Source organism: Leucobacter sp. Ag1, from assembly GCF_000980875.1.
Taxonomy (GTDB): domain Bacteria; phylum Actinomycetota; class Actinomycetes; order Actinomycetales; family Microbacteriaceae; genus Leucobacter; species Leucobacter iarius.
Window position 1 is genome coordinate 1 of the sequence record NZ_LAYO01000048.1, and the last position, 11,591, is coordinate 11,591.

11 protein-coding genes are annotated in these 11,591 nt (G+C 71.2%); 2 read left to right on the forward strand and 9 right to left on the reverse strand.

The window, feature by feature from the left end; translation table 11 throughout:
- Positions 1-1,402 (forward strand): NAD(P)/FAD-dependent oxidoreductase (locus XM48_RS00855; protein WP_046453884.1); only part of this gene is annotated, 1,402 nt, incomplete at its 5' end.
- Here the strand turns inward: XM48_RS00855 and XM48_RS00860 are convergent.
- Entirely contained in the window at positions 1,308-2,267 is a 960-nt protein-coding gene (locus XM48_RS00860; RefSeq protein ID WP_084820838.1) for a LysR family transcriptional regulator, read from the reverse strand. The two genes, XM48_RS00855 and XM48_RS00860, sit on opposite strands and share 95 nt — an antisense overlap.
- A 68-nt stretch (positions 2,268-2,335) precedes the next feature.
- Between XM48_RS00860 and XM48_RS00865 the strand changes: the two genes are divergently transcribed.
- Positions 2,336-3,256, forward strand: a complete 921-nt coding sequence (locus tag XM48_RS00865) for a DMT family transporter (RefSeq protein ID WP_156174884.1) — start codon at positions 2,336-2,338, stop codon at positions 3,254-3,256.
- A gap of 65 nt (positions 3,257-3,321) precedes the next feature.
- On the opposite strand, the gene XM48_RS00870 is transcribed toward XM48_RS00865, so the two are convergent.
- The 8 genes from XM48_RS00870 to XM48_RS18130 all read right to left on the reverse strand — a co-directional run.
- Complete coding sequence (locus tag XM48_RS00870; RefSeq protein WP_046453885.1) at positions 3,322-4,032, reverse strand: ABC transporter ATP-binding protein; 711 nt, start codon at positions 4,030-4,032, stop codon at positions 3,322-3,324.
- Positions 4,029-4,859, reverse strand: a complete 831-nt coding sequence (locus XM48_RS00875) for an ABC transporter ATP-binding protein (protein ID WP_084820839.1) — start codon at positions 4,857-4,859, stop codon at positions 4,029-4,031. Before XM48_RS00875 ends, XM48_RS00870 begins: the two co-directional genes overlap by 4 nt.
- On the reverse strand, positions 4,856-5,983 hold the full coding sequence (locus XM48_RS00880) for a branched-chain amino acid ABC transporter permease (protein ID WP_084820840.1): 1,128 nt from the start codon (positions 5,981-5,983) through the stop codon (positions 4,856-4,858). The genes XM48_RS00875 and XM48_RS00880 overlap by 4 nt, the downstream gene beginning before the upstream one ends.
- A 2-nt stretch (positions 5,984-5,985) precedes the next feature.
- On the reverse strand, positions 5,986-6,879 hold the full coding sequence (locus XM48_RS00885; RefSeq protein WP_046453886.1) for a branched-chain amino acid ABC transporter permease: 894 nt from the start codon (positions 6,877-6,879) through the stop codon (positions 5,986-5,988).
- An 87-nt stretch (positions 6,880-6,966) separates the two neighbouring features.
- Positions 6,967-8,133: a branched-chain amino acid ABC transporter substrate-binding protein gene (locus tag XM48_RS00890; RefSeq protein ID WP_046453887.1), complete on the reverse strand. Its 1,167-nt coding sequence runs from the start codon at positions 8,131-8,133 to the stop codon at positions 6,967-6,969.
- A gap of 328 nt (positions 8,134-8,461) precedes the next feature.
- The gene (locus tag XM48_RS00895; RefSeq protein WP_046453888.1) at positions 8,462-10,315 is read right to left on the reverse strand and encodes a YhgE/Pip family protein; all 1,854 of its coding nucleotides are present in this window, start codon (positions 10,313-10,315) and stop codon (positions 8,462-8,464) included.
- Positions 10,312-11,031, reverse strand: a complete 720-nt coding sequence (locus XM48_RS00900) for a hypothetical protein (RefSeq protein ID WP_046453889.1) — start codon at positions 11,029-11,031, stop codon at positions 10,312-10,314. The genes XM48_RS00895 and XM48_RS00900 overlap by 4 nt, the downstream gene beginning before the upstream one ends.
- A gap of 108 nt (positions 11,032-11,139) precedes the next feature.
- Positions 11,140-11,591: PP2C family serine/threonine-protein phosphatase (locus tag XM48_RS18130; RefSeq protein ID WP_046453890.1), on the reverse strand; the 452-nt coding region annotated here is incomplete at its 5' end.

Below are 11,591 nucleotides of genomic sequence, written 5' to 3' on the forward strand. Positions count from 1 at the left end.
CGGGCCCGCGGGCCTCGCCGCCGCCGGCGAGGCTGTCGCGCAGGGCGCGCGCGTCGCGGTGGTGGACGCCGCCGAGCAGCCCGGCGGCCAGTTCTGGCGGCACCGCTCCGAAGCCGCCGGCGTGACCGACGACGGCGCGTTCCACCACGGCTGGGGCGAGTATCTCGCGCTGCGGGCCGCGTTCGACTCCGGCGTCTCGTCCGGGGCCATCGCGTACTTCCCGGCGACCAGCGTCTGGATGGCACGGCGCATCGGCGGCGGGTCCGGGGGCGGCGATCGCTTCGCGCTCGAGCTCGCGCCGGCGCACGGCGCGGGATCCGCACCCGTACCGTCGATCCGCGCATCGCGCCTCGTCCTGGCCACCGGCGGCTACGACCGGCAGCTGCCCGTTCCCGGCTGGGACCTGCCCGGCGTCATGGCGGCGGGCGGCATCCAGGCCTTCGTGAAGCAGAACGGCATGCTGCCGGGCCGCCGCTTCGTGATCGCCGGCACCGGGCCCTTCCTGCTGCCCGTCGCCGCCAACATCGTGCAGGCCGGCGGCGCGGTCGCCGCGGTCTGCGAATCGGCGTCGCTCACCGGCTGGCTGCCGCGCGCGCACCGCGCCGCGGGCGTGCCCGCGAAGGCGCTCGAGGGAGCCGAGTACGCATGGGCGTTCCTGCGGCATCGGATCCCGTACCGGATCCGCACGGTCATCACCGAGATCCTGGGCGACGACCGGGTCGAGGCGGTGCGCACGGCGCGCGTCTCGGGCGCGGGCGGCGTGGTGCCCGGATCGGAGCGCGTGATCGACGGCGTCGACGGCGTCGGCCTCGGCTGGGGGTTCACCCCGCAGCTCGAACTCCCCGTGCAGCTCGGCGCGGCGACCCGCGTGGACGTCGACGGCTCGCTCGTCTGCGAGGTCGACGAGCACGGGCGCTCCTCGGTGCCCGGCCTGTTCCTCGCGGGCGAGCTCACGGGTGTCGGCGGAGCCGTGCTCGCGGTGCTGGAGGGACGGATCGCCGGACGCTCCGCGGGCGCCGAGGTCGTGTCGGGCGCGTCCGGTCCGGTGGCGCCCGGGGAGCTGCGCGCGCTCGCGCGGCAGCGCGGGTTCGCGGAGGCGATGCACCTCGCTCACCCGGTTCCCACGGGATGGCGGGATCGGCTCACCGAGTCGACCGTGGTGTGCCGCTGCGAGGAGGTCTCGGCGGGTGCCCTGCTCGAAGCCCGGGCGGAGCTCGCGGCCGAGGATCTGCGCACCGAGAAGGGCGTGACCCGGGCCGGCATGGGCTGGTGCCAGGGGCGCGTCTGCGGGTTCGCGGTGTCGTGCCTCAGCGGCGGCGATGCCCGGGGCTCGCTGACCACCTCGGCGAAGCGTCCGGTCGCGCAGCCGCTTCCGCTGGGCGCGTTCCTCGACCTGGAGTAGCGGCCTCGGACCCGCTCGCGTACAGCGCCCGCGCGCGCCCCACGAGCGCATCGACCGCCGGATCGCGTTCGCCGCGCCGCCAGACGAGCAGCACCGGCACGGTCTCGACGTCCGAGATGCCGCGGTACCGCACCCCGTCCCGTCGGTGGTGGTGCGAGGTCGCCTCGGCGGTGATGCCCACCCCGCGCCCCGCGGCGATGAGGTCGAGCCACTGGTCGACGCTGCTCGATTCGAGGAACGCGGGCACGGCTCCCCCGGCCCAGAGCCCGGCATCGGTCGTGCCCGAGCGCACATCGACGATCACGGTGCGACGGGAGATCTCGTCGAGGGTCAGCTGGCGGCGGCGCCCCCACTCGGCATCGTCCTCGGCGAAGGCGACCATCCGGCGTTCGCGTCCGATCTCCGCCGACTCCAGCCCGGGGTCGGCGGGACGCCGCCGCATGATCGCGATGTCGCAGCGACCCTCGATCAGGCTCCGGTCGGCGATCTCCACGCGCTCGAACTCGAGCTCGGCTCCCAGCTCCTCGACGGGCCAGTCCCGCAGCAGTCGGGCCGTGTGCACGCCGAGCGCCGCCCACGCGTAGCCGACCCGCAGAACCTCGCGCCGCGATCCCGCGAACTCGGTGAACCGGTCGGCCTCCGCGAGCACGCGCCGGGCCGCGGGCAGCAGCTCCCACCCCGCCGGCGTCGGCGTGCACCCGCTCGGCAGGCGGCGCAGCAGCTGCGCCCCGAGACCGCGTTCGAGGCCCGCGATGGTCCGGGAGACGGCGGCCTGCGAGACGAAGAGCCGCGCGGCTCCCTCGGTGAACGATCCGGCATCCGCCACGGTCACGAAGCACCGCAGTTCGCGCAGCGTCCACTCCATAACCACATCGTATGGCAGCGTCGCAGAACGCACCACGCCCGCGAACGGATCGCCCCTATCCTGCCCGCATGACCATCGCCCGCAGCACCGCGACCGGCATCCCGGACGCGCCGACCGCGCCCGCACCCGCACCGACCCGAGCGCGGGCGCTCGGGATCGCCATGTCGCTCTCGGGGTTCGCGGTCAACCAGGTGGGCGCCGCGCTCGGGGCGCTCGCCTTCCCCGTCATGGGTCCGGTCGGCGTCGTCGCCGTGCGGCAGCTGGTCACCGCGGCGATCCTGCTGCCGGTCGCCCGCCCGCGCTTCGCGCGCTACCGCGCCGCCGAGTGGTGGCCCGTGCTCGGGCTGGCGCTCGTCTTCTCGATCATGAACCTCACGCTCTACCTCTCCGTGCAGCGGATCGGCCTCGGCCTCGCCGTCACCCTCGAGTTCCTCGGTCCGCTCGCCGTCGCGCTGCTCAGCTCGCGCCGGATCGTCGATGCCGCGTGCGCGCTCCTCGCGGCGGCGGGCGTGGTCGTGCTCACTCACCCCGGCCCGGCGTCCGACCTCGTCGGGATCGGGTTCGGGCTCATCGCGGCGGCCGCCTGGGCCTGCTACATCCTGCTCAACCGCACGCTCGGCCGGCGGTTGCCCGGCATCGAGGGGACCGCGGCGGCGAGCGCGGTCGCGGCCGTCGTCTGGCTGCCGATCGCGATCGTCTGGTTCGCCGCGCATCCGCCGACGGCGACGGCGCTGCTGCTCGCCGCGGGCTGCGCGCTGCTCTCGTCGATCGTGCCCTACGTGATCGACCTGCTGGCCCTGCGCCGGCTCCCGGCCGGCCTGTTCGGGATCCTGACCAGCACGAGCCCCGTGTGGGCCGCGCTCGTCGGCTGGGTGCTGCTCGGCGAGCGGCTGCAGCCCGCCGAGTGGATCGGTGTCGCGCTCATCGTCACGAGCAGCGCGGTCGCGTCGGGGCTGGCGCTGCGCAGAGCGCAGCGAACCGCCGGTTGAGCGGGGAACGGGAGGAGACCGGATGGGTTTCGACTCGCTCCGCTCGCTCAACCGGCGGTCGGCGCCTAGGCCCCCAGGTACGCCTCGATCACGCGCGGGTCGGCGGCGAGCTCGTCCGCCGGGCCCGACATGGTGACGCGGCCCGACTCGAGCACGTAGGCCCGGTCCGCGATCTTCAGCGCGGCGCGCGCGTTCTGCTCGACAAGCAGGATCGTGGTGCCCTGCTTGTTGACCGCGGCGATGATCTCCATCACCTGCTTGACGATCAGCGGCGCGAGACCCATCGACGGCTCGTCGAGCAGCAGCAGCTTCGGCCCTCCGACGAGCGCCCGGCCGAGGGCGAGCATCTGCTGCTCGCCGCCCGAGAGGGTGCCGCCCTGCTGGGTGCGCCGCTCCGCGAGGCGCGGCATCAGCTCGTAGGCGTAGTCCGCGCGCTCCTGGATGAGCTTCTGATCCTTCACGAGGTACCCGCCGAGGAGCAGGTTCTCGTGCACCGTCATGGTGGAGAAGATCTTCCGCCCCTCCGGGATGTGCAGGAGCCCGGCACCGACGATGTCCCACGGCTGGAGCTTCGTCAGGTCCTTGTCGCCCCACGTCACCCGGCCGCTCTTCGCGCGGACGAGCCCGGAGAGCATCGACAGCGTCGACGTCTTGCCGGCGCCGTTGTTGCCGAGCAGGGCGACGATCTCGCCCTCCCCGACCTCGAACGACAGCGCGCGCAGGGCGTGCACCCGGTTGTAGTAGAGCTCGACATCCTCGAGCACGAGCTTGCTCATTCGTCATCCTCCGTTCCGAGGTACGCGGCGATCACGAGCGGATCGTTCTTCACCTGTGCGGGGGTGCCGTCGGCGATCTCCTTGCCGTAGTTCAGCACCACGATCCGCTCGGAGATCTCCATGACGAGGCCCATGTCGTGCTCGATGAGCACGATGCCGACGCCGAGCGCGCGGATCTTGCGGATCAGCGCCATCAGCTCCTGCTTCTCGTTGTGGTTGAGGCCGGCGGCGGGCTCGTCGAGCAGGATCAGCTTCGGCTCCGTCGCGAGCGCACGGGCGATCTCGACGCGGCGCTGCTCGCCGTAGGGCAGCTGCGTGACGAGCAGCTCGTCGTCGGCGCGGAAGCCGACGAAGTCGAGCCAGCCGCGCGCGTCCTCCGTGCACTTCGCCTCGCTGCGGCGGTATCGCGGGGTGTGCAGCATCGCGTCGAACACGTTCTGCCGGAGCCGCGAGTGCATGCCCGTCTTGACGTTGTCGAGCACGGTCATCTCCTTGAAGAGCCGCACGTTCTGGAACGTGCGCGCCATGCCGAGCTGCGTGATCCTCGACGGCTTCCTGCGCGTGATCGCTTCGCCGTCGAACACGACGGATCCCGCGTTCGGCCGGTAGAAGCCCGAGATGCAGTTGAAGGCGCTCGTCTTGCCCGCGCCGTTCGGTCCGATGACCGAGACGATCTCGCCCTCGTGCACCGAGAAGCTCAGGCCGTCGACCGCTTTGATGCCGCCGAACGAGACCGCGAGGTCGCGCACCTCGAGGATCACGGGGCCGCGGGCGCCGCCCGGGCTCGGATCCGTCGGGGCCGCGGCGGTTGCCTGGGTATCGCTCATCGTCGTCCCTCCTCTGCGTCGTCGTCGAGCTCGCCGACCACGCCGACGACCGCCGTCGGCGGCACCTGCGGGATCTGCCGCTTCTTCAGGAACGGCAGCACCGCGTTGGCCGGCCAGATCCCCTTGGGGCGGAAGATCATCGCGACCACGAGCAGCACGCCGAACAGCAGGTAGCGCCACTCGCTGAACTCGCGCAGGAACTCGGGCGCGAGCGACACGAAGAGCGCGCCGATGATCACACCGGGCGTCGATCCCATGCCGCCGAGCACGACCGCCATGAGCACGAGCGCCGAGTACAGGAACTCGAAGCTGTTGGGCGAGATGGCCGAGAGGTGCGCCGCGAGCAGGGTGCCCGCGAAGCCGCCCCAGACGGCGCCGATGATGTAGGCCATCAGCTTCGTCTTGTAGCCGTTGATGCCCATCGCCTCGCTGACGTCCTCGTCGTCGCGCACCGACTTCCAGGCGCGACCGAGCTTGCCCTTGCCGAGGCGGGAGACCGCGACGACCGCGAGACCGATGCCGACGAACAGCACGAAGTAGTAGAAGAGGATCTTCGAGTTGAACGTGATGCCGCCGAGCACGAGCCCGTCCGAGAACGACCAGCCGAAGAACGACCAGGTGGGGATCCCGTGGATGCCCGAGGGGCCGCCCGTGATGTCCAGGTTGTTCGCCGTGATGCGGATGATCTCGCCGAAACCGAGCGTGACGATCGCGAGGTAGTCGCTGCGCAGGCGCAGCGTCGGGCCGCCGATCACGAGGCCGGCGACGATGCAGGCGAGCACCACGACCGGGATCGTCTCGAGCATGCTCCAGCCGAAGGTCGTGGTGAGGATCCCGCTCGTGTAGGCGCCGACCGCCATGAAGGCGATGAAGCCGAGGTCGAGGAGCCCGGCGTAGCCGACCACCACGTTGAGCCCCATCGCAAGCACGACGTAGATCATGGCCGAGGTGAGGATCGAGATCAGGTACGGGCTCGCCGAGATGAACGGCAGCACGGCCGCCGCGACGAACAGCACGAGGGCGACCACCTTCATGAACCGTTCGGGGGCGAGCAGGCCCGAGACGGCCGGCGGCCGCTCGAGGAAGGGCTTGGGCGCTTCCAGGCGCCGAGTGGTCTTCGCCATGATTACACCCTCTCCACGACGCGCTCGCCGAGCAGGCCGGTGGGTTTGAACACGAGGAACAGGATCAGGAACCCGAACGCGAACACATCGCGCCACTCCCCGCCGAAGAAGTTCGTGCCGAACGACTCGAGCATGCCGAGGACGATGCCGCCGACCATCGCGCCGTAGAGGTTGCCGATGCCGCCGATCACCGCCGCGGTGAACGCCTTGAGTCCGATCACGAATCCCATGAGGAAGTCGATGGATCCGTAGTAGGCGGCCGCCATCACACCGGCCGCGCCCGCGAGCGCCGATCCGATGAAGAAGGTCCGCGAGATGACCTTGTTGACGTTGACGCCCATGAGCAGCGCAGCGTTCTGATCGAGCGCGATCGCGCGCATCGCGCGTCCCTCGCGCGAGTGCATCACGTACCGCTGCAGCAGGAACATGAGCACGGCCGCGACGACCATGAGCACGATCTGCGGCATGGTGACGCGGGCGCCGAGGATCTCCATCTGGCCGCCGCCGAGGCGCACGGGGAAGACCAGGGGGCTCGCGCCGAAGATCTGCCGCACCGCGTACTCGAGGGTGAAGGAGACGCCGACGGCGGTGATCAGCGCCGAGAGCCGGGGGCTCTTGCGGAGCGGACGGTAGGCGACGCGCTCGATGAGCACGCCCATGCCGCCGGTCAGCAGCATCGCGATGAGCAGCACGAGCAGCAGGATCGGGATCGAACCGATCCCGAACAGCCCGGTGACCCCGCCGAGCACCACGAAGGCGAAGAACGAGCCGAGCATGTAGAGGTCGCCGTGCGCGAAGTTCAGCAGCTTGATGATCCCGTAGACCATGCTGTAGCCCAGGGCGACCAGGGCGTAGAACGAACCCACGAAGAGCCCGTTCCAGATGAGTTGGAACATGTGGTGCCTCTCAGACCTGAGAGGACGCGTGGGGGCAGGGAGCCCGTCGTCGAGCGCGACGACGGACTCCCCGTCCTCGAGCGCCCGCTACTTCAGGTCGTCCTTCAGCACGAACGCGCCGTCGGTTCCGGTCGGGGCCACGATCACGAAGCCGCCGCCCTCGCGGGAGCCGTCCGCGGCGAAGGTCAGGTTGCCGGTCAGCAGCGGGAAGTCCTTGAGGCCCTTGAGCGCATCGACGACCTTCGTGTAGTCGGTGCCCTTGGCGTCGGTCATGGCCTGCGCCATCACCTTGACCGCCTCGTAGGTCTGGATCGAGTAGGGGCCGGGGGCCTTCCCGCCCGAGACCTTCTTGTAGTCGGCGATCCACTTGTCGCCGTTCTCGAGCATGTCGGGCGTGCGGGTGAAGGTGCCGTACACGTCCTTCATCGAGTCGGCTCCGGCGATGGCCGAGAGCTGCGCGTCGACCGAGCCGTCGCCGACGAGGATCGGGCCCGTGTAGCCCGCGCCGCGGAGCTGGTTGATGAGCAGACCGCCGGCCTGGTAGTAGCCCGTCCAGACGACGTAGTCCGGCTTCGACGAGAGGATGCTGTTGACGTTCGCCGAGAAGTCCTTCTCCTTCGGGTTCACGTGCTCGCGCTTGACGGTGAACCCGGAGGCCTGCTTCTCGATCGAGTCGCCCAGGTCCTTCGGGTAGGCCTGGTTGTCGTCGACGATCACGACGGTCTTCGCGTTCGCCTTCGTGATCCACTTCACGGCCGCCTCGGCCTGCTGCGTGCCGGTGCCGTTGACGAGGAACGCGCCCTGGCCGACGAGCTGGTTCGAGTTCGCGGCAGGGATCACCATGGCGATGCCGGCGTCCTTGAAGATCGGCAGGGTCGGCAGGGTGGCGCCGGAGCAGTATCCGCCGACGCTGCCCTTGACGCCCGCGGTGACGAGCTTCTGCGCGGCGGCGACGGCGGTGGTCGCGTCGCAGGCGTCGTCCTCGGTCACGAGCTCGAGCTTGCGGCCGTCGACGCCGTCCTTGGCGTTGATCTCGTCGATGGCGAGCTGCGCGCCGTTCTTCATGTAGTCGCCGAAGGCGGCCTCGGAGCCCGAGAAGGGGGCGAGCATGCCGAGCTTGATGGCGCCCTTCTCGTCACCGCCGCCGGAGCCGCCGCTTGCGAGGCCGCCCGAGCAGCCGGAGAGTGCGAGTGCCGCGCCTGCGGCGAGCGCCGTGGCAGCTGCCAGTCGGCGGGTGGAGGGGCGTGAGAACATCGGTGTTCCTTTCCGGTGATGCTTCGTCGAATCGTCGGATCGGTGCGGCTCCCGGTGGAGTCCGCCTCGACTACCAGTGCAATGGTACTGACGGGTTCGGCGTCGAGGAACCGGAAAAGGTCACAGTTCTGGCACGCTGATGCGCGTGTGTACGCGCACTGGATCCCGTGCGGTTCATGCCCCTTATATGGAGCGAGTTTGTGCACCGTTCTCCCGGCGTGCACCGCGGAAATATGACATAGCCAATTTTCGCGAGCAGCCTCGACGCACACGGCGATGCGCGGTCCGCGGGCCGGGCGGCAGTGCGCGCGGCCTGCGGCCTGCGGGGCTAGCCGATGAGGCTCGGCTGCAGGTCGCGCAGCGTGCGCGAGCGCATCTGCCGCCCCACGCCGACCGCGGAGAGCAGCACCGCGGCCACGAGCACGAGCCCGAGCAGCAGCGCATCGTTCACCGCGTGCGAGAGGTTGCCGCCGTACATCACCTGCCGGATCCCGTCGACCGCGAACGACATCGGCAGGTAGTGGTGCAGCGTGGCGAGCGGTTCCGGCAGCGTCTGCCAGGGGAACGTCCCGCCGGCGGTGACGAGCTGCAGCACCATGAGCACGAGGCCCATGAACTGGCCGACGCTGCCCAACCAGACGTTGAGCGCCAGGATGATGGCCGCGAACGTGGCCGATGCGAGCGCCATCATGCCGTACACCGCCCACGGATGCTCGGCCCTGAAGCCCAGGGTCCCCGTGACGATCGCGTACAGCGCGGCCATCTGGATCGCGCCCAGCAGCGCCGGGGTCGCCCAGCCCGCGAGTGCGACGGGCAGCGGACTGCGCAGCGCGGTCATCGCCCGGCGCGACACCGGCTTGAGGATCAGGAAGAGCGCGTAGATGCCGATCCAGGCGGCGAGGCTCACGAAGAACGGAGCGAGACCGGCGCCGTAGGTGCCCGCGGAGGTGACCTTCGAGGTCTGCACGTCGACCGGATCCGAGATGTTCTGCGCCTGCTTCGCGCGCAGCGCGGCGTCGCTCGCGGGGATCTTCTCGATGCCCGCCGCGAGCCCCTGACCGAGCGTCCCGATGCCGTTCTGCAGCGTGCCGAGCCCGGTCTCGAGCGTGCCCAGCCCGTCGGTCAGCGTTCCGGCCCCGTCCGCCGCGGTGGCGATGCCGTTCGCGAGCTGCGGGGTGGCGTCGGCGAGCTTGCGCGCACCGTCGGCCACCTGCTGGGATCCGGCCTGCAGCTGGTCGAGCTGCGCGCTCGCGCCCTGCACCTTGGTGTTCGCCTCGCGCAGCGCGGAGCCGGCCTGGTCGAGGCGACCCGCGACCCGGTCGATGGCCGCCTGGTCGAGGCCGGCCTTCTTGAGCTCGTCGATGATCGCTTGACGGTCCCCCGCCAGCCGATCCACCGCCTGCTGGCTGCCGCCCGCGACCTCGCGCCCGATCCGGGCGATCTCGGCGTCGGCTCCCGCGACCTTCGCCGCGCCGTTCGCGAGCTGCTCGGTCTGGGCGGGCAACGACGCGGTCCCCGTGCGCAGCTGATCGAGTCCGGTGGCGAGCTTGCCCGCGCCGTCCTTCGCGCTCTTCGCGCCGTCCTTCGCGGAGCCCGCGCCGGTGCCGAGCTTGACGGTGCCCTCGTGCGCCTCCCCCAGCGAGGTGCGCACCTGGGCGAGCCCGTCGAGGAACTGCTTCGCGGCCTCCTGGTTGACCGATTTCACGATCTGCTGGCGGATCTGCTTGACCGCCTGCTCGCCGATGGTCGAGGCGAGATAGCTGTTCGCGTCGTTGGTGGTGAGCAGCACCTCCGCGCGATGCGGATCGGTGCCTCGCGACGATTCGAGCGCCGCGGTGAAGTCCTTCGGGATCGTGACCGAGAAGTCGTAGTCCCCCGCGCCGACGCCGCGCTTCGCCTCCTTCGCGCTCACGCGGTTCCAGTCGAAGCTGCCGTCGTCGATGAGCTGCTTCGCGACCTCGTCGCCGACGTTGCGCGTCGTATCCCCGTGCTGCACGCCCTCGTCCGAGACGACGAGCGCGACGGGCACCTGGTCCAGCTTGGCGTAGGGATCCTGATTGGCCCAGAGGTAGAGCCCGCCGTAGAGCAGCGGGACGCACATGAGCGCCACGAACGCGAGGCGCGCCATCTTGGTCGCCCACAGGCGGGCGAACTCGGAGCGGATCATCTGCAGGATCTTCACGCGTCTGCTCCCGTTCCGTGCGCATCGGTGCCGGCGCTCTCCGCCTCATCGGCCGCGAGCGCCGCGGCGATGCTCGCCGCATGCTCGGCACGCAGGGGCGTCACCTCGCCCGTCCCCCAGCCGTTGGGGTGGGCCTCGATCGCGGCGCGGGCCGCGAGGCCCGCGATCACGAGCACGGCGGTCCCGCGCTCGGCGATCTCGCACGCGATGCGCCACCACTCCTCGGGATCGCCGCCGTGCCGGTCGGGCGAGACGATCACGAGCGCTTCGACGTCGGGTCGCAGCAGGGCGAGCTCGCTCAGTGCGCGCACGCGCGCCCCGGGTGCGAGGTCGGCCATGATCGTGCGCTCCTCGTCGCGGAGCCCGAGCCGATCGAGCTCGCGCCGGACCGCGAGCAGTCCGCGGCGCTGCCCGGCGAACATGAGCTCCTCGGCGACCACGTCGCCCAGCCGGACGTCGCCGTGCGGCTCGCTCACGTCGGGCGCGTCCACGAGCGCGGTGCGGTGCCGCAGCGCGCGCCGGTCGGCTTCGCCGTCGAGGCGGACCGCGCCGGTGTCGGGCTTCATGCGGCCCGTGGCGATGAGCCCGAGCACGGTCGGCCGCTGGGCGGTCTCCGCCTCGACGAACACGGCTCGGCCGCTCTCGACGGTCAGCGAGGTCTGCGGCAGCGCACGGCCGCCCGGCCCCTTGGTGACGGCCTCGACTTCGATCCTCACCGTGTTCCTTCCTCGCAGCGGTCGCGCGGGCCGATCCCCGGAGCGAGCACCGGAGCATTCTCCCACGATGCGCTCTGAACGCCCGCTCGGAGGGGCGTTCCGCGCCGTTCAGGCCCGCGCGCCGGGCCGGGTCCGTTCGATGGTCCGGTCGTTCTCGTCCTCGTCGTCGAACCCGCCGCTCGGCGCGGATCCGCCCCCGGCGACCTCGACCAGCACGACCGTGATGTTGTCGCGGCCGCCGGCGGCGCAGGCGCGCCGCACCAGTTCGTCGGCCGCGGCGTCGACGTCGGCGGTCATGGTGAGCACCGCGCGCAGGTCGTCGTCGCCGACCTCCGTCGTCAGGCCGTCCGAGCAGATCAGCACGCGCATTCCCGCCTCGATGGGCACCAGCCAGGCGTCGTGCCGGGAGTCGAGCGAGCCGAGGGCCCGGGTGATCACGTTGCGCGACACGCGCTCGGCGTCCGCGCTGCCCTCCGCACGCAGCTCCTCCTGCAGCGAGTGGTCGCGGGTCACCTGCACGAGTTCGGAGCCCCGGTGGAGGTAGACGCGGGAGTCGCCGA

Bases quoted from the DNA above. Each gene is read 5' to 3' on its own strand.
- XM48_RS00860 (WP_084820838.1), bottom strand. From the start codon at position 2,267: ATGGAGTGGACGCTGCGCGAACTGCGGTGCTTCGTGACCGTGGCGGAT.
- XM48_RS00865 (WP_156174884.1), top strand. From the start codon at position 2,336: ATGACCATCGCCCGCAGCACCGCGACCGGCATCCCGGACGCGCCGACC.
- XM48_RS00870 (WP_046453885.1), bottom strand. From the start codon at position 4,032: ATGAGCAAGCTCGTGCTCGAGGATGTCGAGCTCTACTACAACCGGGTG.
- XM48_RS00875 (WP_084820839.1), bottom strand. From the start codon at position 4,859: ATGAGCGATACCCAGGCAACCGCCGCGGCCCCGACGGATCCGAGCCCG.
- XM48_RS00880 (WP_084820840.1), bottom strand. From the start codon at position 5,983: ATGGCGAAGACCACTCGGCGCCTGGAAGCGCCCAAGCCCTTCCTCGAG.
- XM48_RS00885 (WP_046453886.1), bottom strand. From the start codon at position 6,879: ATGTTCCAACTCATCTGGAACGGGCTCTTCGTGGGTTCGTTCTACGCC.
- XM48_RS00890 (WP_046453887.1), bottom strand. From the start codon at position 8,133: ATGTTCTCACGCCCCTCCACCCGCCGACTGGCAGCTGCCACGGCGCTC.